Origin of the sequence: Rugosimonospora africana, assembly GCF_016862975.1 — a bacterium.
GTDB classification, from domain to species: domain Bacteria; phylum Actinomycetota; class Actinomycetes; order Mycobacteriales; family Micromonosporaceae; genus Rugosimonospora; species Rugosimonospora africana.
In genome coordinates, this window is sequence record NZ_BONZ01000013.1 from 364,819 (window position 1) to 385,490 (window position 20,672).

Consider the following 20,672-nt stretch of genomic DNA (forward strand, 5'->3'; position numbering starts at 1 on the left):
GTATCCGCCGACCTGTCAACCCCAGGCCAGCAGCGCGGCTTCCGGATCCTCGAGGAAGGCGCCCAAGTCCCTGAGGAACATCGAGCCCAATTCACCGTCGATGATCCGGTGGTCGAACGACAACCCGAGGGTCGTCACCTGCCGGATCTTGATCTTCCCCTTGTGTACCCAGGGCATGTCACGCACCGAGCCGAACGCGAGGATCGCGGCCTCCCCGGGCGGCAGGATCGGAGTGCCGGTGTCCACCCCGAACACGCCGACATTGGTGATCGTGAAGGTGCCACCGGACATGTCCGAGGGTGAGGTCCGGCCCGCCCTCGCGGTGCGTACCAGTCCGGTCATCGCGTCGGCCAGCTCGCGCAGGGACAGCGCACCGGCGTCCTTGATGTTCGGGACGACCAGCCCCCGCTCGGTGGCCGCGGCGATGCCGAGGTTCACGTAGTCCTTGACCACGATGTGGTCGCCGTCCCAGCTGGAGTTCACCATCGGGTACCGCCGGATGGCCGCCAGTACGGCCTTCGCTACGAGCAGGAGCGGCGAGACGCGGACGTCCTGCCAGTCCGGCAACGCCTTGATCCGCTCCAGGGCCCGCATCGACCGCGTCACGTCGACGGTGAGGAACTCGGTGACGTGCGGTGCGGTGAACGCGCTGGACACCATGTTCTCGGCGGTGAGCTTGCGGACCCCCTTGACCGGGATGCGCTGCTCACGGTCCCCGGTGACGACCGGCCGCCCGTTGCTGGCGGCCGGAGCCGCGACCGCGGCCTGGACGTCGTCGCGGGTGATCGAGCCCTGCGGACCGGTGCCCACCAGGGCCGCGAGATCGACCCCGAGATCCTTGGCCAGCTTGCGGACGGGCGGCTTGGCCAACACCCCCGCGCCCTTGGGCGCGAGGCCCGCCGGACTGACCGGGGCTGCGGGGCTGACCGGGGCTGCCGGGCTGACCGGGGCTGCCGGGCTAACCGGCGCGGTCGGTGCCGGCCGGACCGCGGGGATGACCGGCGCCGGCTGCTGTGGCACCGCCGGGGCGGCCTGTGCCTGCGGTGAGCTCTGGGCCGCCGGTTGGACCCGCGGGCGCCGCTTGGCGGTCACCGTCTTCGGGCCGTACCCGACGAGGACGGCGGTACGGCCACCGGGCGCCGGCCCGCCGATCAGGCCGGGCTCGACGGCACCCTCGGCCGGCGCCACCTCGACCGCGGCGAGCGAGGCCGCCGACGGTTCCGGGTGGCCGGACGGTCCGGAGTCGGGCAGGGGGCCCGCGTCCGGCTGAGTGTCGATCGCGATGATCGGCGTACCGACGTCGATCGTCTCGCCCTCCTGATGGAAGATCGTGACGACCCGGCCGGCCCACTTCGCCGGGATCTCGACGGCCGCCTTGGCCGTCTCCACCTCGACGATCGGCTGGTTCAGCGTGATGAGGTCACCCGCCGCCACCAGCCACTTGAGGATCTCGCCCTCGGTGAGCCCCTCGCCGAGGTCCGGCAGGTTGAATTCCTTGACCCGCGACACCGGCCTCACCAGCCAAAGCTTCGGTCGACGGCGTCGAGTACCCGGTCCAGATCCGGCAGGTACTCCTCTTCCAACCGAGCCGCCGGGTAGGGGACGTTGAACCCGGTCACCCGCAGCACCGGTGCCTCCAGCGAGTAGAAGCACTTCTCGGTGACCCGGGCCGCGACCTCCGACCCGAGACCCAGGTTGGACGGCGCCTCGTGTACCACGACCAGCCGGCCGGTACGCCGTACCGAGTCGTACACCGGCCCGAGGTCCAGCGGGGACAGCGAGCGCAGGTCGATCACCTCGAGCTCCCGGCCGTCTTCGACGGCCGCGGCGGCGGCGTCCAGCGCGACGCGCACCATCGGGCCGTAGGCGACGACCGTGGCGTCGGTACCGGGCCGGAGCACCCGTGCCGAGTGCAGCGGGTACGGCTCCCCGTCGGTGTCGACCTGGCCCTTCTCCCAGTACCGGCGCTTCGGCTCCATGAAGATGATCGGGTCGTCGGACGCGATCGCCTGCTGGATCATCCAGTACGCGTCGTTCGGGTTCGCGCACGAGACGACCTTCAGGCCGGCCGTGTGCGAGAAGTAGGCCTCCGGCGACTCGGAGTGGTGCTCGACCGCCCCGATGCCGCCACCGAACGGGATCCGGATGACGATGGGCAGCCGCACCTGGCCGCGCGAACGGTAATGGAACTTGGCGACCTGCGACACGATCTGGTCGTACGCCGGGTACACGAACCCGTCGAACTGGATCTCGCACACCGGCCGGTACCCGCGCAGGGCCAGGCCGATCGCGGTGCCCACGATGCCCGATTCGGCCAGCGGGGTGTCGATCACCCGGTCCTCGCCGAAGTCCTTCTGGAGCCCGTCGGTGATCCGGAAGACCCCGCCCAGCTTGCCGACGTCCTCGCCCATGATGAGGACCTTCGGGTCGTCTTCCATCGCGCGGCGCAGCCCGTTGTTGAGTGCCTTGCCGATGCTCAGGGTCGTGGCGGCCTTCTCAGCCGAGGTGACAGCTTGTCCGGTCATCAGTGGGCTCCCTCTGCGAACGACGCCTGGTACGCGACGAACCGCTCCCGCTCCTCGTCGATCAGCGGCGACCCGTTCGGGTACGCGTTGTCGAACACGCTCATCGGATCGGGTTCGGGCATGGAGAGCACCCGCTCGCGCAGGTGCGTGGCCACCTCGGCGGCCTGCTCCTCGACCGAGGAGAAGAACGCGTCGTCCGCGAGTCCCTGGTTGGTCAGGAACCGGTGTACCCGCAGAATCGGATCCTTCGCCTGCCAGGACTCGACCTCGCTGGCGATCCGGTACCGGGTCGGGTCGTCGGACGTGGTGTGCGCACCCATCCGGTACGTGTACGCCTCGATGAGCGTGGGTCCCTGCCCGTGCCGGGCGTTGTCCATCGCGGCACGGGTGACCGCGTACGTCGCCAGCACGTCGTTGCCGTCCACCCGCACGCCGGGGAAGCCGAATCCGGCGGCCCGCTGGTACAGCGGCACCCGGGTCTGGCGCTCCAGCGGCTCGGAGATCGCGTACTGGTTGTTCTGGCAGAAGAACACCACCGGGGCGTGGAAGACACCCGCCCACACGAACGCCTCGTTCACGTCGCCCTGGCTGCTCGCGCCGTCACCGAAGTATGCGATGACCGCCTCGTCGTCGCCGCTGCCGTTGCCGCCGCCGATCCGGCCGTCCAGGTTGATGCCCATGGCGTAGCCGGTGGCGTGCAGCGTCTGCGCGCCGATGACGATCGTGTACATGTTGAACTTGTACTTCGCAGGGTCCCAGCCGCCGTAGTCCACGCCGCGGAACAGGCTCAACGGCATGATCGGGTCGATGCCGCGGCAGTAGAGCACGCCATGCTCACGGTAGGTGGGGAAGGCCATGTCCTGCGGTCGCAGTGCGCGCCCCGAGCCGACCTGGGCCGCTTCCTGCCCGAGGAGGCTGGCCCAGATGGCCAACTCGCCCTGGCGCTGCAACGCGGTCGCCTCTTTGTCCAGCTTCCGGACGATCACCAGGTCTCGATAGAGGTCCCGGTACTCCTCGTCGCTGAAGTCGACTGAATACTCTGGGTGCTCGACCCGTTCCCCTTCGGGGTTGAGTAGCTGCACGAACTCCGGTTCGGGTGCGATGTCGTCGCGCCCGTCGCGGGCCGGGGGTTGGCCCTTCGCCATCCGTCTCTCCCTGTCTATCTGCCTCGGCAGCGGGGTGACCGTGCCGGTTCTGCTCCACGCCGTCCGATCGGACGGACGAGGTGGGAGTCGGCTTCGGGACAGCCCAACCGCAGGGTATGCGGAGCAGCGGCCCCTTCGTCGCTCCCCCCAGCATTGCAGACGCCGTGAGCACCGACACAGTGGAGCTTCGGCGGCAATGATTCACCGGCCGGCTGCCGGAACAATTGGCACATCGCCACCCACTGCGCTGCACAGCGGTAATCGTTCACAGTTCGGACCAGCCGAACCAAAGGAGCACCACGTGCCCGACTACGGGGTCGCCGGGCCCACCCGACGCTACGCCTTGATCGTGGCGATGCTGGTGGGGCTCAGCTCGGTACCCACGCTCGTGATGTGCTCGGCCGGTTCGGCGGCGCTGGACGATGACCCGATGGCGACCGTACCGGTGCTCGACCCGTGGCCGGAGACGACGGCTGGCGCCGTACCGGGTGCGGATCCGTGGCCGGCGCGTCCGGCGCGCCGTTCGACGCAGCCGCCGACGCGCTCGCCGGCGGTGGCTCTCGCGGAGTTCCGGTCGGGCCGCTCGGGTCCGCTGGGGATGCCCTGGCCCGGGGTATGTGGCAAGGCGGGCAACCGGGGGCCGGGTGGCGCCGCGCCGAGGGACGGCGCGCGGTCTGGCCGCGGCCGGAACGCCGGTGCCGGGTCGAAGGGGCGGGTGTCGAAGGGCGGCGCGTCCAAGGGGCACCTGCCGAACGGCGGAGTGTCGAACGGCGGCGGATCGAACGGCGGAGCGTCGAACGGCAACCAGCCGCCGCGGCACGAATCCCCGTCGCCGGTCCCATCGTCGCCGGTTCCGCCGTTACCGCCGTCGCGATCGCCGGGTCCTTCGCCCAGCGTGCCGCCGTCGAGTTCGCCATCGCCAAGCACACCGCCGGCCGCCCTGCCGTCGCCGTCTTCGCCGTCCTCGTCGTCGTCTTCGCCGTCCCCATCGTCGTCACCGCTGGCGTCGTCGTCACCGCTGGCGCCATCTTCGCCGCTGCCGTCGTCTTCGCCGCTGGCGACGCCGGCATCGCCGCCGCCCGCCCCGCTGCCGCTGGTTCAGCCAGGCGGGCGCAGCAGCGGCGGGTACAGCGTGACCGCGTCGCCCCGCCGGTAGAGCTGCGCCGGCCGGCCGCGCTCGCCCGCCGTCGCCGTACCGGTCGACTCGACGAACCCCTCGGTGCCGGTGACCTTCCGGTGGAAATTGCGCGGATCCAGCGCGGTGCCCCAGACCGCCTCGTACACCGAGCGCAGCTCTCCGATGGTGAACGCCGGCGGGCAGAACGCCGCGGCCAGCGGCGTGTACTCCAGCTTGGCCCGTGCGCGCTCGATGCCGTCTGCCAGGATCCGCTCGTGGTCGAAGGCCAGCCGGGTGGGTAGCTCGTCCACCGGGTGCCAGCTCGCCGCGGCCGCGTCGGTACCCGCGGTGACCGTCGGTGCACCCGGGATCAACGCCAGGTACGCCACCGAGACCACCCGGCCACGCGGATCCCGTCGGGGTGCCCCGTAGCTGGCCAACTGCTCCAGGTGGCCACCGATGCCGGTCTCCTCGCGCAGCTCCCGAGCGGCGGCCTCGTCGAGATCCTCCTCGTCGAGGACGAACCCGCCGGGCAGCGCCCACCGCCCCTTGTACGGCGGCACGCCCCGGCGCACGAGCAAGACGTTCATCCGCCCGTCGCGGATCGTCAGCACCGTCAGATCGACCGCCACCATAAATGTCATATTGACGAGAACTCCCACACTCGTTTATCGTCGATCTGACGATATCACGGGAGAGGGGCAGCCATGGCGGATGTGACCAGGCGATTGTTCCTTCGGCACCTGCGCTCGGTGCCGACCAGTTGGGTTAGGCACCAGGTAAAGGGGCGGGTCCGGCACGAGGGCGTCGGGCAGGCGTTCTGGTACCGGCCGCGTAGCGCGGCCCTGTCCGAGGTACCGACGGGGGACCTCGAACTGCCGTTGTTGTTCCATGCCCGTACCGTCGATTTCTCTGACGTCACCGTGCAGGCCACCGTCACCTACCGGGTGACCGACCCGGCGCTGGCCGCGCAGCGCCTGGACTTCTCCATCGACCCGCGCTCGGGCAAGGCCGAAGGCCGGCCGTTGCAGCAGGTCGCCACGCTGCTGTCCGAGATGGCCCAGCAGCCCGCGCTCGACGTGCTGGCCCGGATCCCACTGGCCGACGCACTGACCGCGGGCATCGCGCCGGTTCGTGAGTCGGTCTCGGCCGCGCTGGCCGAGGCGGCCCGGCTGGCCGACATTGGGGTGAGCGTGGTCAGCGCACGGGTGGTCGCGATCCGGCCGGAGCCGGAGCTGGAGCGGGCACTGCAGACCCCGACCCGCGAGGCGGTGCAGGTCGACGCGGACAAGGCGACGTACGCGCGCCGGGCCCAGGCGGTCGAGCAGGAGCGCGCGATCGCGGAGAACGAGCTGCAGAACAAGATCGAGCTGGCTCGCCGCGAGCAGCAACTGGTGGAGCAGAACGGCGCGAACTCGCGCCGGCGGGTCGAACTGGCAGCGGCCGCGGAGCTGGTGGCGACGCGGGGGAAGGCCGAGCGTGACGGCATCGCCGCCACCGCTACCGCTGAGCAGGACCGGTTGCTGACCGAGGCGAAGGCCGCCGGTGTACGGGCGCTGGGGCTCGCCGAGGGCGAGGCGGAGGCGGCGCGGCTGGCCGCGTACCGCGAGCTGAGTCCCGCCGTGCTGCACGCCCTGGCGCTGCGCGAGCTGGCCGGCCAGCTGCCAAAGATCGGCCAGCTCACGGTGTCTCCGGACGTCGTGTCGGACCTGCTGGGCAGGATCGCCCGATGAACGACTGGCCTGGGTCCTGGCGCGGTGCCGGACGCGCCGAGCCAGGATGGTCGACCGACTGGTCTGGGTCGCGGCGCGGTGCCAGACGCGCCGAGCCAGACCGGTCGACCCCGGGCCGGTCCGCCCAGGACCACTCGTCGCGGCGAGGGGGCGCGACGGGCGGGCACGGGGCGGGACAGCCGTGAGCACCCTGGCGCCCCGAGTGGTGATCGTGTCCCGGCGCAGCGAACTCGACGAGCTGCTGGCCAGGCACGGCACGCTCGGCGCGGCCGGATATTTCCTGTCCCAGCGGGGCCGCGACCTGTCCACGGTCGTGGCCCGGCACGAGGCGCTGTCCGCGGCACTCGGTGCGGTCGGCGCCGCGGTACCCACCGACTGGCGGGTCGGGCAGGTCGACCGCGACGACCTGCCCCGCTTCCTGTTCGCCGGGGAGGACATCGTCATCGCGGTCGGCCAGGACGGCCTGGTCGCGAACGTCGCCAAGTACCTCGACGGCCAGCCGGTCATCGGCGTGAATTCGGAGCCCGCGCGCAATGCCGGCGTGCTGGTGCGGTTCCGGCCTGCCGCCATCGGCCCGGTCCTCGCCGCGCTCGCCGACGGGCGGGCGGCGGTGGCCCGGCGCACCATGGTCGCCGCGAGCCTGGACGACGGGCAGGAACTGGTCGGGCTCAACGAGGTCTACATCGGACACTCATCGCACCAGTCCTCCCGGTACGTGCTGTCCACTCCGGACGGTGAACGGGAACTCCAGTCGTCCTCGGGCGTGATCGTCGGTACCGGTACCGGAGCGACCGGCTGGTGCGCCTCGATCGGCCGGGAGCGATCCGCCGCCGTACCCGCGCCACGCCCCGACGAGCGGCGCCTGTGCTGGTACGTGCGGGAAGCCTGGCCGTCGCCTACGACCGGAGTTGGCCGCACGGCCGGCGTCCTGAGCGGCACCGAGACCCTGGAACTGGCCAGCGAGTCCGAGCGGCTGGTCGCGTTCGCTGACGGCGTCGAGTCCGACCATCTCGTGCTGGCCTGGGGCCAGCGGGTGTCGGTCGGGCTGGCCGACCGGCACCTGCGGCTGGTCGTGCCGGACGGCCGGTGAGCCGGGACCGGCTGGGGGTGCCGGACACGCCGGTGACCCGGGCCGGTCGGACGCGCGCACGCGCCGGACGCGCCGCTGAGCCGGGCCGGCCGGGGGTGCCGGACGCGCCGCTGAGTGGCCGGCTGGTCGTGCCGGATGCGCCGGTGAGTGGGCCGCGGTGACGGACCGCGCGGACGTCAGTTGTCCGACTGGTATGTGCGCAGCCAGGCGTCGACCGCCTGCTCGTCGGCGAGGTCCACACCCTCGGCGATGAGCCTCGCCGTCGCCCGTACCGCTGGCGATTGCCGCTCACCGGTCGCGCACAGCCGCGCGAACTCCGCCCGTACCGCGCCCACCTCGTCGAACGTCGCCTGCAGCGCCACGTCCGGCAGGCCGAGCCGTCGCCCGGCCCAGAGCACCCACGCGCCCAGCGCGTCCGGCAGCGCGTCGGTGTCCCGGCTGTCCAGCACCGCCCGGCCGTGCACCCAGTCCAGCAGGAACACCTCGACCGCCCGGGGGCTCCAGCGCAGCGGGTCGCCGCCGCGGGTGTCGGCGAAGTCGATGACCAGGCCGAGGCTGTAGGTGACCGCCTCGCGCCGTTCACCGGAGGCGCCGGCCAGCCCGGCGATCCGGGCCTCGGGCGAGTTCAGAAACTCCGAGATCAGTCCCTCCCGGTCCACTTCCGGAGCCGGTGGTGCGTCTGCCGGTACCGGCGCGCCCTCGACCATCGCGAGGCGGGCCCGGGCCATCGCCCAGTTCGAGGTCAGCGACTCGGACTCGGGCAGCTCGTCCACCGTGTCGGTGGCGCGCAGGTATCCGATGGAGGCCGCCCGTACCGTGGCCGGGTCGACCTCGGCGAGCCAGGTCATCGCCGCCTCGTCCGTGATGACGCTCTCCCGGAGCCGGTCGAGCATGGCCGAGGCCGGCGCGGCGATCACCAAGTCCTTGACAAGGCCCAGGTTGTGATCGACGAGGATGACGACCGCGTGCTCGGGGCCGCCCAGCGGCTCATCCCGGTACGCGTAGGTGATCAGGTAGCTGGTCTGGTCGCCGTACCGGTCGCCGTACGCGTACCCGCCGGTCACCCGTACCGCGCCGAGCGCGCTCAGCCACACCGGACCACCGGCGCCCCGGTCCGGCTGCCGGTCGGCACCTTCTGTCAGCGCGTCGAGGACCCGCGCCGCCACCCGGGACGGCCCGGTATCCGTGCCGGACAGGTACTCCCGCAGCGTGTGCCCGAACGACTCCATCGCCATCGCCCGGTCCGGCAGGCTGCCGGCGTACACGCTGCCCAGCAGTGTGGAGAACAGCAGTTCGGCGTCGAACGCCGTGCCTACCTTGTCAAGGTCACGAGCGGCACGCAGGACGAGTTCCGGCAGGCCCGGCCCGGGCTCGGCAGCGGCATTGCTGGGCATGTTGCCGAGCCTATGCCCGATGGCCCTTTACTTCAGAGTTAACACCCGCTAGTTTAAACTCTCGAGTAAACCTCCTGAAGTCAGCTGTCGCGAGGAGGCACCGTGACCCGGCGCGAGCAGACCATCGCCCGAATCCTCGACGGCGCTGCCGCGGCATTCGCCAAGGCCGGGTTCGCCGGCACCTCGATGGAGGAGATCGCCGCCGCCGCCGGCGTGAGCAAGCTGCTGCTCTACCGCGACTTCGCCGGCAAGAAAGAGCTCTACCAGGCGGTGCTCGAGCGCACCCGGGACCGGATCGTCGAGCAGGTGCCGAGACAGGCCAGCAACGCCGCGTTGCGCGCGCTGATCAGCACCGCCCGCGAGGACCCGGACGGCTTCACGCTGCTGTTCCGGCACGCGGTTCGGGAGCCGGAGTTCGCCGGCTACGCGACCAGCCTCACCGACCGCGACATCCGCGCGGCCGAGCAGCTGATGCGCCGGATCGAGCCCGACCCGACGATGCGGCGCTGGGCCGCGGAGATCACCGTCGACATCACCTACCAGTCCATCATCACCTGGCTCGAACACGGCGATCCGAGCCGCGACGAGGAGTTCTTCCGCCGGCTGCTGGCGGTCAACCGCGCCGCCGCGAAACCGCAGCCCGACAGCGCGCGCGACGCCGCGTCAACGCCGGCCACGGGGGTCAACCGCACGGCGGCCAAACCGCAGGCCGACAGCGCGCCAGCTCGGGTCGCTCAGCCCGACGGGGACTGACGTGGCCAGGGCGACCGGCGGTCTGGGCGCGGCGGCCACGCTGGCACTGCTGGCCGGGCCGCTCCTGTCCATGGTGGACAGCAACGTGGTCAACGTCGCGATCCCGGACATCACGCGTGAGCTGCACGGCTCGCTGACCAGCGTGCAGTGGACCGTGTCGGGCTACCTGCTCGCGCTGGCCGCCACGCTGCCGGCCACCTCGTTCCTGGCCAAGCGACTCGGCACGGTCCGGGTCTACGCGGTCAGCCTGGCGGGGTTCACGCTGGCCTCGGTGCTGTGCGCGTTCGCGCAGAACATTCCGGAGCTGGTCGCTGCACGTGCTGCACAGGGCGTGGCGGCCGCTCCGCTGGTCCCGCTGTCGATGAGCCTCACCCTCGGCAGGCGGGACAAGATCCCGACCTCCGCCGGAATCGTGCTGTTCCTCGGCCCGGCGCTCGGCCCGACGGTCGGCGGGCTGCTCGTGGCGGCCTGGAGTTGGCCGGCGATCTTCCTGGTCAACGCGCCGATCGGACTCGCCGCGCTGGCTGCCCTCCCGGTCCTGCGGCGGCGCGGCATCGTCGACGAGCGCGATCCGGCCGCCCGGTTCGATCCGGCCGGATTGCTGCTGCTGTCCGGCGGGCTGGTGCTGGCCATCTACGGCGCGGGCGAGGGGCCGACCCACGGGTGGGGATCGGCGCGGTCCTGGCCGTTCTGGTGCGCCGGGGTGCTGCTGCTTTGCGGGTACGGGTGGTGGGCGCGCGGCCGGGAACACCCGGCGGTGGACCTGCGCCTACTGCGCCGGGCCCAGTCCGCGCTCGCCGTGTGGCTGTGCACGATCACCTCTGTCGCGATGTTCAGCGTGCTCTTCCTGCTACCGGTCCTGCTGCAGGACATTCAGGGGCACGGTCCGCTGGCCAGTGGCCTGGTGCTGCTGCCCCAGGGGCTGGTGATGGGCCTGTCCACCCGGTACGGGATGACGCTCGGCGAGCGCGGCGGGCTGCGCCGCGGCATCGTCGCCGGCCTGGTCGCGATCGGCGCCACCACGGCTCTGCTGCTCCTCGTCACCGTCCACACTCCACTGTGGATCGTCTCGGTCATCATGGCCGGTCGGGGACTCGGGATCGGACTGGTGATCCAGCCGCTGCTGCTGGCCATGCTGGCCGGGCTGTCGCCGGGGCAGCTGGCCGACGCCAACACGCTGTTCAACGTCGGGCAGCGGCTGGGCGGCTCGATCGGTGTGGGGTTGCTCGCGACGTTCTTCACGCTGCGGGTCACCGTCCGGGTCAGGGACGCTCTCGGCCCGGCCGCGAGCCGCCTGCGCGGCATGAGCACCGGCAGCCTGGCCAGCGCTCCGCAGTCGGTACGGCCCCGGCTCGCGGACGCCGCCGCGGCCGGCTTCCACGACACCATCTGGCTCGGCGTGGGCATCGCCGCGGTGGGCGTGCTCTGCGCGCTGTTTCTGCGACCGGCGGTGTTCGCCGGCAGCGGGCAGGCCCGAGCCGGCGACACCGAGGAGCCGGCGACCGCGCCCGGAGCGCAGGTCGCCACGGGTTAGCCCCGGCCGCGCCGGCTCAGCCCGGGAGTCCGGCTCAGCCCCGGCCGCGCCGGCGCCGGTTCGCGACCAGCAGAGCGACCGGTACCAGGACGCCCAGCACCAGCGCGACCAGGCTGGCGGCGTAGTCCGCGCCGACCAGCTCGCCCCGGTGTCTGGCGTGGTACGCCAGGTGCAGCACGTTGAACCCGGCCACTCCGGCGAGTACCACGATGTTCACCCGCCGGTCGTCGAGCACCGCCGCGACTACGAGCAGGGCGCCCAGGGTGAGGAACGTGGCGCCCAGGTCGCTGGTCAGGTGCTCGTTGTACGGCAGGTAGGCCCCGGTCCACCGGTGCCCGAAGCCGGGGAAGTGCTGGAAGAAGTTGGCCGGGGCGGCATATGCCCAGGCGCCCCAGGACAGCTCGACCAGACCGAGCGCCGCCGTCACCCCCCGGCGTACGAGCCGGCGACGCGCCGCGGTCACTGCCGGGCCGCCTCGAACGCCTCGCGAGCCTCCCCGTACCGGATCGACACCGCGCGCACCGGCCGGACCACGTACTCGTTGGCGACCTCGGCCACCGCCGACTCGAGCGGACCACTGGCCTCCCGGCCGGCGGTCCGCGCACCGACCGCGGCGAGCGGCATGACCAGCACCCCCAGCAGCAGGCCGCCGAGCAGCCCGGCCCCGGCGAGCATGACCGGCCGGCTCATGCTCCCCAGCCCGGGCAGGAACAGCCGGGCGATCAGCCAGCCCACCCCGGCCACGCCGGCCACCGTCAGCAGCCACTGCACGGCCTCGACGACCCGCCACCAGGCCGGGGTACGCGACGGTCCGAGGTCGACATGATCGATCGCGGCGTCCAGCGCTCCCGGTAGTTCGCCGAGCCGCGACCGGGCCGCGGTGCCGATGGCCGACGCCCACGGGTCGGGCAGGCCGGCACCGGCGCGCTCGGTCAGTCCGCGGACCGCGAGGTCGACCGCCGCCGGTTGGGCTCGGGCCGGTACCGCGAGCGCTCCGGATGCCTCCGTGGTGAGCCCCGGGTACTGCCAGGCCAACGGGTCCGGCTGCCGCCGCCAGTACCGGACCAGCGGCCAGCCCATGATCCGTCGCGCCTGGTACCGGTACGCCCGCGCGACGGCGTTCGCCACCGCCGGTGCGCCGGCCGCCGAACACAGCGCCTCGGTCAGCCCGCGCAGCACGCTGCGGCCCAGGTCGACAGCCGGTGGCCCGACCGTGTCCGACAGGTTCACGACCAGCTCGCGCAGGTCGCTGTCGAGCCGGCGCAGCTGCGCCTGCCGGCTGGTCACCGCCTTCTCCAGCTCACGGCGCAGGCCGAGCACCCCGGTCGCCCCGCGGACCGCGCTGGTCGGCAGCACCGGCACTCCGCCCAGCCCGTCCGCGTCCAGCAGCCGGCGCAGGTCGGCCACGCACCGCTCGGTGTCCGCGCTGGCCAGCCGGTCGGACTGGTTGAGCACCACGACGGTGATCTCCCGGAGCCGGGTGTACCGGTGCAGGTACTCGTGCACCAACCGGTCGGCGTACTTCTGCGGATCGGTCACCCAGACCACCAGATCGACCTGCTCCAGCAGGCGCTCCGCCTCGGCCCGGTGCTCCGCCGCGACGGAGTCGAGGTCGGGCAGGTCGAGCAGGATCAGCCCGCGCAACCCGGCGTGGTCGTCCGCGTCCAGCGCGCTCTCCCGGTTGAACCGCAGCTGATCCGGAACGTCGAGCCAGTCCAGCAGCGGTACCGCGCCGGCGCTGCCCCACACGCACGCGTGCACATATCCGGTGGTTGGCCGCCGTACCCCGACGTCCGACAGGGTCAGCCCGCTCAGCGCGTTGAACAGGCTGGACTTGCCGCCGCCGGTGGCGCCGGCCAGCGCGACGACGGTGTGATCGCGGGAGCGTGCCAGCCGCTGGCCGGTGCGTTCGCTCAGAGCCTGGGCGGGGGCGAGCCGCTCGGCGTCGAGCACGTCGGACGCCGCCCGGGCGAACCGGCCGAGCGCCGCCGCGCGGGTCACCAGCGAATCGGCGTCGACGCGGTCCGATCGGGGCCGGTCGCGGTCGGGATCGTACCCGTGACGCCCACGCGGCAACGCGACATCCAGCCCCTGCTCCACCCGCAGCCCTTCAGTCATGCGCCGGCAGTCCGGCGCGCTCGCCGGTGCTCACCTATGTTGATGGCTCCGTCGCCGGCAGGCTAGTGGCAGCCGCTTGTCGCGGCACCACCGGCCGGCCGACCGCGACGGGCGACGCCGTCGCCACCGCGTGACCCGCGATGCGCAACCGTTCCGGCTGATCGACGGCGACCTCGACGCCGGCCAGGGCGCCGGTGAACCGGGCCGACCGGGCGTCGAACAGCTCCCGCAGCCGCCGTTGAAGATCGGCCCCGGCGCGCCCGGCCAGCTCGCGCAGCGTCTCGTCGGCCCGGATCGAGTGCAGCAGGGCCAGGCCCGCGCCTGCCCCGCCGCCGGTCGCCGGGTCGGCCCGGTCCGCCTCCGGCGAGCCGGGGGCATCGGATGTCGGCGGCGCGAGCACCGCGATCGTCACGAGCAGGCCGGCGGTGGTGGCCGGGTACCCCGACCGGGTCGGCAGCCCCTCGTCCCACGGATCGCGGCGCACCTGGTCCAGCAGCCAGCGCTGCCAGAGCCGTACCAGGTGCTGCGCCTCTGTGTCCGGGTCGTCGGCCGCGGGTACCTGTGTGCCCAACTCGGGCTGGCCCCGCCAGGCCGCCCGTACCCGCTCCTCGGCACGGGTCACGGCAGCGGAGATCACTGTGGCCAGGCTCGCCGACAGGGAGCTTCGCAGCCGTCCGGCGGGTCCTGCCCTGCCCGCGATCGTCGCGCCGAACCGGTCCCGGAGCCGGGCGCCGGGCCCTGGACCCGGCTGGCCGGTGCCCACGTACTCCTGCCACCGGTCGAGCGCCTCGCCGCGCAGTACGCTGCCGTCGCCGATCGCCGCGTCCAGGGTGGCCAGCGCGTCGGCGTGCGCGATGTGCACCGAGTCGCGCAGCGCCGTCGCCGTGGTGATCTGCTCCTCGGCCGCGTCGATCAGCCCGGCGACGGCCGGTACCAGGGCGGCCACCGCGCCACCGACGGTCTGCCGCACCAACCCGGCCCGGATCGCCGGGTCGGCGGCCAGCCCGGCGAACCATGCCCGCATCGGCTGGACCAGCCACTCCGCCAACAGCCCCTGTCCGTCGAGCTGGGCCTCGGGCACCAGGAACAGCCGGGCCGCCGCCAGCCCCCGCTCGGGGAGCATCGCGGCCAGGTCCTCCCCGAGTTCCTCCTGGGCGTCGGCCGGTACCCGGTCCAGCACCATCGCCAGCGCGGTGCCCCGGTCCCGGGCGGTGGCGAGCACCGACCAGGGCACCGCGTCGGCGTACCGGGCGGCGGTCGTCACGAACAGCCAGAGATCGGCGGCGGCGAACAGTTGCTCGGCCAGCTCCCGGTTGGCGGCCACCACCGAGTCGATGTCGGGCGCGTCGAGCAGCGCCAGCCCCGGAGTCAGCCCGGTCGCCGCGACCAGCCGCAGGCTGCCGGGGCCGCCGTTCAGGCCGGTCGTACGGGCGAATCCGGGCAGCAGCCGTCGCTCGTGGAACCAGCGCCCGTCCGCCGGGTGGTGCACCAGCACCGGGGCACGGGTGGTCGGGCGCAGCACGCCGGCCTGGCTGACCGGCGCGCGGACCAGGCTGTTGACCAAGGTCGACTTCCCCGCGCCGGTGGAGCCGCCGACGACCACGAGCAACGGCGCGCCGAGCCCGCCGAGCCGCGGGAGCAGGTAGTCGCGCAGTTGCGCGACCATGGTCCGGGACGCCTCGCTGGCAGGCTCGGCAGCGGTCGCCACCAGCGGATACCGCGCCGCGGCGAGCACGGCGAGCAACTCGTTCAGGGCGGCGCTCAGCGCGGGAACGCCGGTGGACGAGGACGGAGCGGCCGGGGGCGATACGGTACGCCGGGTCACACCCATGAGCCTGCCCGATACGTCCCTGTGACGCCACTACCCAATATCGAGTTGCGCCGACCACACTCAACTCCCACTTGACACCCCGCAAACGCGTGTCACTATTGAGTCCGGTCCGCTCAACTTCGAGGGACCGGGGAAGTCAACAACGGAGGCAGCGAACATGGCACGTGCGGTCGGCATCGACCTCGGGACGACCAACTCGGTGGTCAGCGTTCTCGAGGGTGGCGAACCCACCGTCATCGCGAACGCCGAAGGGTCGCGGACCACACCGTCGATCGTCGCGTTCGCCCGCAACGGTGAGGTGCTCGTCGGTGAGGTGGCCAAGCGCCAGGCGGTGACCAACCCGGATCGGACGATCCGTTCGGTCAAGCGGGAGATGGGCACGAACTGGTCCATCGACATCGACGGCAAAAAGTACACCCCGCAGGAGATCTCCGCGCGGGTGCTGATGAAGCTCAAGCGTGACGCCGAGTCGTACCTGGGCGAGTCGATCGCCGACGCGGTGATCACCGTACCGGCGTACTTCAACGACGCCCAGCGCCAGGCGACCAAGGAGGCCGGTGAGATCGCCGGCTTCAACGTGCTCCGCATCGTCAACGAGCCGACCGCGGCGGCACTGGCGTACGGCCTGGACAAGGGCTCCAAGGAGCAGACCGTCCTCGTCTTCGACCTGGGTGGTGGCACGTTCGACGTGTCCCTGCTGGAGCTCGGCGATGGCGTCATCGAGGTCAAGGCGACCGCCGGTAACAACCACCTCGGTGGCGACGACTGGGACGAGCGGGTCATCGACCACCTGGTCAAGACCTTCCGTGGCCAGCACGGCATCGACCTCTCCCAGGACAAGATGGCCCTCCAGCGGCTCAAGGAAGCCGCCGAGAAGGCCAAGATCGAGCTGTCCGCGGCCGCCACGACCAGCATCAACCTGCCGTACATCACCGCCGGAAGCGCCGGCCCGCTGCACCTGGACACCCAGCTGTCGCGCGCCGAGTTCCAGCGGATGACGCAGGACCTGCTGGACGCGTGCAAGGGCCCGTTCGAGCAGGCGATCAAGGACGCCGGCATCAAGGTCTCCGACGTCGACCACGTGATCCTGGTCGGTGGCTCGACCCGTATGCCCGCCGTGTCCGACCTGGTGAAGCAGCTGACCGGTGGCAAGGAGCCGAACAAGGGCGTCAACCCGGACGAGGTCGTCGCCGTCGGTGCCGCGCTGCAGGCCGGTGTGCTGAAGGGCGAGGTCAAGGACGTCCTCCTGCTGGACGTGACCCCGCTGTCCCTGGGCATCGAGACCAAGGGCGGCATCTTCACCAAGCTGATCGAGCGCAACACCACGATCCCGACCAAGCGGTCGGAAATCTTCACGACCGCCGACGACAACCAGCCCTCGGTCCTGATCCAGGTCTTCCAGGGTGAGCGGGACATCGCGGCGTACAACAAGAACCTCGGCACCTTCGAGCTGACCGGCCTCCCGCCGGCGCCGCGTGGCGTGCCGCAGATCGAGGTCACCTTCGACATCGACGCGAACGGCATCATGCACGTCAACGCGAAGGACCTGGGCACCGGCAAGGAGCAGTCGATGGTGGTGACGGGTGGCTCGGCGCTGCCCAAGGACGACATCGAGCGGATGATGCGGGACGCGCAGGAGCACGCCGACGACGACAAGCGGCGGCGTGAGGAAGCGGAGACCCGCAACCAGGCCGAGCAGCTCCAGTGGCAGACCGAGAAGTTCCTCGCGGAGAGCGGCGACAAGCTGCCCGCCGACGGCCGGGACGAGATCAACGAGGCGCTCGGCGAGCTCCGCGCGGCCCTCGGCGGAAACGACCTGGAGAAGATCAAGTCGGCGCACGAGAAGCTGGCGACGGCCTCCCAGAAGGCCGGTTCTCAGCTGTACGCGCAGGCCCAGGCGGCCGGCGAGGGTCAGCCAGGTGCGGCCGGCGGCCCCGAAGACGGGCAGCCCGGCGCGGCCGGCGGCACCACCGCCGGTGGCACGACCGGTGGCGAGGACGTTGTGGACGCCGAGATCGTCGAGGACGACAAGAAGTGAGTGGTACCGAAAGGGATCCGGCGGGCGCCGACTCGGCGCCCGCCGACGGCCCGGAGGCGCAGCAGCCGCCTCTGGTGATCCGGGACAGGCGGAAGATCCGCAAGGACGATCCGATCGAACCGAGCGACCCGGCCGACGCGCCGGAGCAGCCGGTTGCCGCGAGTAACGGCACGGACGCCGCTACGGCGGGTGAGACCGAGGAGGAATCGGTGGTGGTCGGCGAGGTCATCGAGCCGAGCGAGGTGCCGGAGGCGGCCCTCGACGCCGAGCCGTCGCCTGGCCCGCTGGGTGCCGAACTCACCGCGCTGCGGGAGGAGTTGGACGAGCGAGTCCGGGACCTGCAACGGGTCACGGCCGAGTACGCCAACTACCGCAAGCGGGTCGAACGGGACCGGGTACTGGTCAGCGAGCAGGCGACGGGCGGTGTCCTGGTCGCTCTGCTGCCGGTGCTCGACGACCTGGACCGGGCACGGGAACACGGTGACCTGGTCGGGCCGTTTGGATCAGTGGCCGAGCAGCTGCTCGGCTCGCTGACCAAGTTCGGGCTCACCCCGTTCGGGGAGAAGGGCGATCCGTTCGACCCGACGGTGCACGAGGCGGTCGCGCACCTGACCTCGGCCGACGTGGCCGAACCGACCTGTGTGGACATCCTGCGCAAGGGCTACCTGCTCGGTGAGCGCCTGCTGCGTCCCGCGCTGGTCGCGGTGGCGGACCCCGAATGACGCCAGCGATTCATGAACAACCAGGGGAGGTGGCGTTGTGAGTTCGAAAGACTGGCTGGAGAAGGACTTCTACGCCGTCCTCGGCGTCTCGCAGTCCGCTCCGGCCGACGAGATCAAGAAGGCGTACCGCAAGCTCGCGCGTGAGCTGCACCCGGACCGCAACCCGGGCAACGCCGAGGCGGAGGAGCGGTTCAAGGCCGTCTCCGAGGCTTACGACGTGCTTTCCGACGACCGCAAGCGCAAAGAGTACGACGAGATGCGCCAGCTGTTCGGCTCCGGCGCGTTCCGGCGTAGCTCACGGGGCGCCGGTGGCGGCGGCGGCCCGTTCACCATGTCCGACATCTTCGCTGACGCCGGCGCGGCGACCGGCGATCGCCGGTTCAGCGGAGCCGGCTTCTCCGACCTGTTCAGCTCCATCTTCTCGGGTGGCGGTGCTCGCACCGCCACCCGGCGGGGTCCGGGGCGGGGCAGGGACGTCGAGGCCGAGGTCTCGCTGGACTTCCGCGACGCGGTCAACGGCGCGACCCTGCCGCTGACCCTGCGCGCGCCGGGTGTCTGCGACACCTGTCACGGCAGCGGGGCCAAGCCGGGTACCCAGCCGCGGACCTGCCCGGTCTGTCAGGGCGCCGGGGTCACGACCAGCAACCAGGGCTCGTTCAGCTTCGCCGAGCCGTGCCGGGAGTGCCAGGGCGTCGGGACGATCGTGGACGAGAAGTGCCCGGAGTGCCACGGCACGGGCGGGGTCACCAAGACCCGCACGCTCAACGTCCGCATCCCGCCGGGCGTCGCCGACGGCCAGAAGATCCGGCTGGCCGGGCGCGGCGAGCCGGGTGAGCGGGGCGGTCCGGCCGGAAACCTGTTCGTACTGATCAAGGTCAAGGAAGACCCGCTGTTCGGCAGGTACGGCGACGACCTCACGCTGAACGTCCCGATCACGTTCCCCGAGGCGGTCAATGGGGTAGACCTGCGGGTACCGACCCTCGACGGCTCGGTGACCGTGAGGGTACCGGCGGGTACGCCGTCCGGGCGCACCCTCCGGGTACGGGGCAAGGGCGTACCGCGGCGGGAAGGCAACCCGGGCGACCTGTTGGTCACGGTTGATGTCGTGGTACCGAAGGATCTCCCGGAGTCGGCCCGGGAGGCACTGCAGACGTACGCGGCGTCCGCCCCGGCGGCTCCGCGGGAGCACATCGATCGGCAGGTGCGCCATGAGTGACGAGTTCGTGGTCTCGATCGAGCACACGTCGGACGCCAAGGTGTTGATCATCTCGGTGGCCGCGCGGCTGGCCGGCATGCACCCGCAGACACTGCGCCAGTACGACCGGATGGGCCTGGTCCAGCCGGGCCGGGCGACCGGCGGCGGCCGACGCTACAGCGCCCGCGACGTCGCCCTGCTCCGCGAGATCCAGCGGCTGAGCCAGGAGGACGGAGTCAACCTGGCCGGCGTCAAGCGGATCATCGAGCTGGAGCAGCTGGTGACCGAGCTGCAACAGCGGATCATGGACCTGGAAGCCGACCTCGCCGACGCGCAGGAACGACTCGCGCAGGTCGTCGCGTACGGGGGCGGACGTGACCTCGTACGCAGCCGGGACCGAAGCACCGCACTGGTGGTCTGGCGTCCGCGGCGAGCCGGGACCGAATAGCCGGTTCCGGCCGTCCGGGTCGAACAGCCCCTCCCCGGCCGCCCGCCGGACCGGAACCGATTAGCCGGTTCCGGCCAACGCCGCCCCATCCTGACGTACGTTGAACTGGAGTGATCCTTTCATTCGACGCTGGGACGGGGGCCAGATCATGGGGATGGCGGACAAGGCCAAGCAGAAGATGAAGCAGGTCGTCGACAAGGCCGGAGACAAGGCCGACGACATGACCGGCAACAAGTACAGCGACAAGATCGATAAGGGCCAGAGCCGGGCGCACGAGGGCATCGACTCGATGAACAAGCAGCCCATGGGCCAGCAGCAGAAGCCCGATCAGCAGCAGCAGTAGCCGGTCAGGACAGGCGGCGAGGGTGGCGTACCAGGCCGCCCTCGCACCAGTCGTGGTAGTCGAAGAGTTCGGGCCGGGCGATCAGCATCCGGACGTTGTGTGCCCAGATCCGCAGCAGTTCGTCGCCGTCCTGCTCGACGCTCTCCACCATCTTGCGTAGCCGCCGCTTCGGATGTGCGCGGAAGTTCGTGCGGATCCCGTCGGCGGCGTAGATATACAGGCAGTGCAGGGCGAACCGGCGAGCCGGGCAACCGCGGTCGAGCGCCAGCTCCAGCAGTGTGCCGATCAGGTGGTCGCCGGAGACGAGCAGGTCCCAGTCGGGCGGCATGGTGTGCAGCGGCACCACGTCGGGCTGGTGCGCCCAGGCGCGCAGCTCCGCCGGTGTGGGATCCACCGGATTGGCGAAGCCAGAGAACGCCGTTTGCTGTGCGCGCACCAGAAGACTCTCCTGCGATGACGAACCCGCCGAGGTGGCGTCACGGTAGCCCGAGGATCCCCGTGAACGGAAGACTTCGGTTCGTAATTCACGCCCTCCGTTACGTGAACTGTGCCCTATCGAGCGGTTGCTCCGGGTCTGGCCTGTGTCGACGCTCTCATCGACGGACCGGGCTGGTCCGCCTGGCGGCGGACCAGCCCGGTCCGAACCCGTGACGCGCGCCTCCTCAGCCGCTGAAGCCGCCGAAGAC

19 protein-coding genes are annotated in these 20,672 nt (G+C 71.7%); 9 read left to right on the forward strand and 10 right to left on the reverse strand.

Features of this window, described 5'->3' with window-relative positions; genetic code table 11:
* Window positions 1-15: 15 nt before the first annotated feature.
* The 5 genes from Raf01_RS07415 to Raf01_RS07435 all read right to left on the reverse strand — a co-directional run bounded on the left by Raf01_RS07415 (window position 16) and on the right by Raf01_RS07435 (window position 5,422).
* Entirely contained in the window at window positions 16-1,518 is a 1,503-nt protein-coding gene (locus tag Raf01_RS07415) for a dihydrolipoamide acetyltransferase family protein (protein ID WP_203916956.1), read from the reverse strand.
* Window positions 1,515-2,525 (reverse strand): alpha-ketoacid dehydrogenase subunit beta, encoded by a 1,011-nt coding sequence (locus tag Raf01_RS07420; RefSeq protein ID WP_203916957.1) that lies wholly within the window; start codon window positions 2,523-2,525, stop codon window positions 1,515-1,517. Before Raf01_RS07420 ends, Raf01_RS07415 begins: the two co-directional genes overlap by 4 nt.
* Window positions 2,525-3,670 carry a pyruvate dehydrogenase (acetyl-transferring) E1 component subunit alpha gene (gene pdhA / locus Raf01_RS07425; RefSeq protein ID WP_203916958.1) on the reverse strand — a complete coding sequence of 382 codons (1,146 nt, stop codon included), beginning with the start codon at window positions 3,668-3,670 and terminating at the stop codon, window positions 2,525-2,527. Before pdhA ends, Raf01_RS07420 begins: the two co-directional genes overlap by 1 nt.
* Window positions 3,671-4,006: 336 nt before the next feature.
* Window positions 4,007-4,597 (reverse strand): hypothetical protein, encoded by a 591-nt coding sequence (locus Raf01_RS07430; RefSeq protein ID WP_203916959.1) that lies wholly within the window; start codon window positions 4,595-4,597, stop codon window positions 4,007-4,009.
* A 171-nt stretch (window positions 4,598-4,768) separates the two neighbouring features.
* A complete protein-coding gene (locus tag Raf01_RS07435; protein ID WP_239133437.1) occupies window positions 4,769-5,422 on the reverse strand; it encodes an NUDIX hydrolase in 654 nt (217 codons plus the stop codon).
* A gap of 72 nt (window positions 5,423-5,494) precedes the next feature.
* On the opposite strand from Raf01_RS07435, the gene Raf01_RS07440 reads away from it, so the two are divergent.
* Complete coding sequence (locus Raf01_RS07440) at window positions 5,495-6,520, forward strand: SPFH domain-containing protein (protein ID WP_203916961.1); 1,026 nt, start codon at window positions 5,495-5,497, stop codon at window positions 6,518-6,520.
* Between the two features lie 181 nt (window positions 6,521-6,701).
* Window positions 6,702-7,610: a diacylglycerol kinase catalytic domain-containing protein gene (locus Raf01_RS07445; RefSeq protein WP_203916962.1), complete on the forward strand. Its 909-nt coding sequence runs from the start codon at window positions 6,702-6,704 to the stop codon at window positions 7,608-7,610.
* Between the two features lie 176 nt (window positions 7,611-7,786).
* On the opposite strand, the gene Raf01_RS07450 is transcribed toward Raf01_RS07445, so the two are convergent.
* On the reverse strand, window positions 7,787-9,004 hold the full coding sequence (locus Raf01_RS07450) for a hypothetical protein (protein ID WP_203916963.1): 1,218 nt from the start codon (window positions 9,002-9,004) through the stop codon (window positions 7,787-7,789).
* A 102-nt stretch (window positions 9,005-9,106) separates the two neighbouring features.
* Between Raf01_RS07450 and Raf01_RS07455 the strand changes: the two genes are divergently transcribed.
* Window positions 9,107-9,757 (forward strand): TetR/AcrR family transcriptional regulator, encoded by a 651-nt coding sequence (locus Raf01_RS07455; RefSeq protein ID WP_203916964.1) that lies wholly within the window; start codon window positions 9,107-9,109, stop codon window positions 9,755-9,757.
* A 1-nt stretch (window position 9,758) separates the two neighbouring features.
* Entirely contained in the window at window positions 9,759-11,291 is a 1,533-nt protein-coding gene (locus Raf01_RS07460; protein ID WP_203916965.1) for a DHA2 family efflux MFS transporter permease subunit, read from the forward strand.
* A gap of 34 nt (window positions 11,292-11,325) precedes the next feature.
* Here Raf01_RS07460 and Raf01_RS07465 read toward each other — a convergent pair whose 3' ends face one another.
* The 3 genes from Raf01_RS07465 to Raf01_RS07475 are packed head-to-tail and all read right to left on the reverse strand — an operon-like array spanning window position 11,326 to window position 15,234.
* A complete protein-coding gene (locus tag Raf01_RS07465; protein WP_203916966.1) occupies window positions 11,326-11,754 on the reverse strand; it encodes a hypothetical protein in 429 nt (142 codons plus the stop codon).
* A complete protein-coding gene (locus Raf01_RS07470; RefSeq protein WP_203916967.1) occupies window positions 11,751-13,409 on the reverse strand; it encodes a GTPase in 1,659 nt (552 codons plus the stop codon). Before Raf01_RS07470 ends, Raf01_RS07465 begins: the two co-directional genes overlap by 4 nt.
* Window positions 13,410-13,443: 34 nt before the next feature.
* Window positions 13,444-15,234 carry a P-loop NTPase family protein gene (locus tag Raf01_RS07475; RefSeq protein ID WP_203916968.1) on the reverse strand — a complete coding sequence of 597 codons (1,791 nt, stop codon included), beginning with the start codon at window positions 15,232-15,234 and terminating at the stop codon, window positions 13,444-13,446.
* Window positions 15,235-15,397: 163 nt separating this feature from the next.
* Here Raf01_RS07475 and dnaK point away from each other — a divergent pair, with 163 nt between their 5' ends.
* The 5 genes from dnaK (at window position 15,398) to Raf01_RS07500 (ending at window position 19,986) form a co-directional block, all read left to right on the forward strand.
* Window positions 15,398-17,278: a molecular chaperone DnaK gene (gene dnaK, locus Raf01_RS07480; RefSeq protein ID WP_203916969.1), complete on the forward strand. Its 1,881-nt coding sequence runs from the start codon at window positions 15,398-15,400 to the stop codon at window positions 17,276-17,278.
* Window positions 17,275-18,000 carry a nucleotide exchange factor GrpE gene (gene grpE / locus Raf01_RS07485; protein ID WP_203916970.1) on the forward strand — a complete coding sequence of 242 codons (726 nt, stop codon included), beginning with the start codon at window positions 17,275-17,277 and terminating at the stop codon, window positions 17,998-18,000. Before dnaK ends, grpE begins: the two co-directional genes overlap by 4 nt.
* A gap of 37 nt (window positions 18,001-18,037) precedes the next feature.
* On the forward strand, window positions 18,038-19,216 hold the full coding sequence (gene dnaJ, locus Raf01_RS07490) for a molecular chaperone DnaJ (protein ID WP_203916971.1): 1,179 nt from the start codon (window positions 18,038-18,040) through the stop codon (window positions 19,214-19,216).
* Window positions 19,209-19,643, forward strand: a complete 435-nt coding sequence (locus tag Raf01_RS07495; protein WP_203916972.1) for a heat shock protein transcriptional repressor HspR — start codon at window positions 19,209-19,211, stop codon at window positions 19,641-19,643. The genes dnaJ and Raf01_RS07495 overlap by 8 nt, the downstream gene beginning before the upstream one ends.
* 100 nt (window positions 19,644-19,743) lie before the next feature.
* A complete protein-coding gene (locus tag Raf01_RS07500) occupies window positions 19,744-19,986 on the forward strand; it encodes an antitoxin (RefSeq protein ID WP_239133438.1) in 243 nt (80 codons plus the stop codon).
* A 4-nt stretch (window positions 19,987-19,990) separates the two neighbouring features.
* On the opposite strand, the gene Raf01_RS07505 is transcribed toward Raf01_RS07500, so the two are convergent.
* Window positions 19,991-20,422, reverse strand: coding sequence for a hypothetical protein (locus Raf01_RS07505; RefSeq protein ID WP_203916973.1), 432 nt, complete (start codon window positions 20,420-20,422; stop codon window positions 19,991-19,993).
* Window positions 20,423-20,672 lie beyond the last annotated feature (250 nt).

What these genes read in the sequence shown, in the direction of transcription:
- dnaK (WP_203916969.1), top strand. Translation starts at nt 15,398, where the DNA reads ATGGCACGTGCGGTCGGCATCGACCTCGGGACGACCAACTCGGTGGTC.
- Raf01_RS07450 (WP_203916963.1), bottom strand. Translation starts at nt 9,004, where the DNA reads ATGCCCAGCAATGCCGCTGCCGAGCCCGGGCCGGGCCTGCCGGAACTC.
- Raf01_RS07420 (WP_203916957.1), bottom strand. Translation starts at nt 2,525, where the DNA reads ATGACCGGACAAGCTGTCACCTCGGCTGAGAAGGCCGCCACGACCCTG.
- Raf01_RS07440 (WP_203916961.1), top strand. Translation starts at nt 5,495, where the DNA reads ATGGCGGATGTGACCAGGCGATTGTTCCTTCGGCACCTGCGCTCGGTG.
- Raf01_RS07495 (WP_203916972.1), top strand. Translation starts at nt 19,209, where the DNA reads ATGAGTGACGAGTTCGTGGTCTCGATCGAGCACACGTCGGACGCCAAG.
- Raf01_RS07435 (WP_239133437.1), bottom strand. Translation starts at nt 5,422, where the DNA reads ATGGTGGCGGTCGATCTGACGGTGCTGACGATCCGCGACGGGCGGATG.
- Raf01_RS07470 (WP_203916967.1), bottom strand. Translation starts at nt 13,409, where the DNA reads ATGACTGAAGGGCTGCGGGTGGAGCAGGGGCTGGATGTCGCGTTGCCG.
- pdhA (WP_203916958.1), bottom strand. Translation starts at nt 3,670, where the DNA reads ATGGCGAAGGGCCAACCCCCGGCCCGCGACGGGCGCGACGACATCGCA.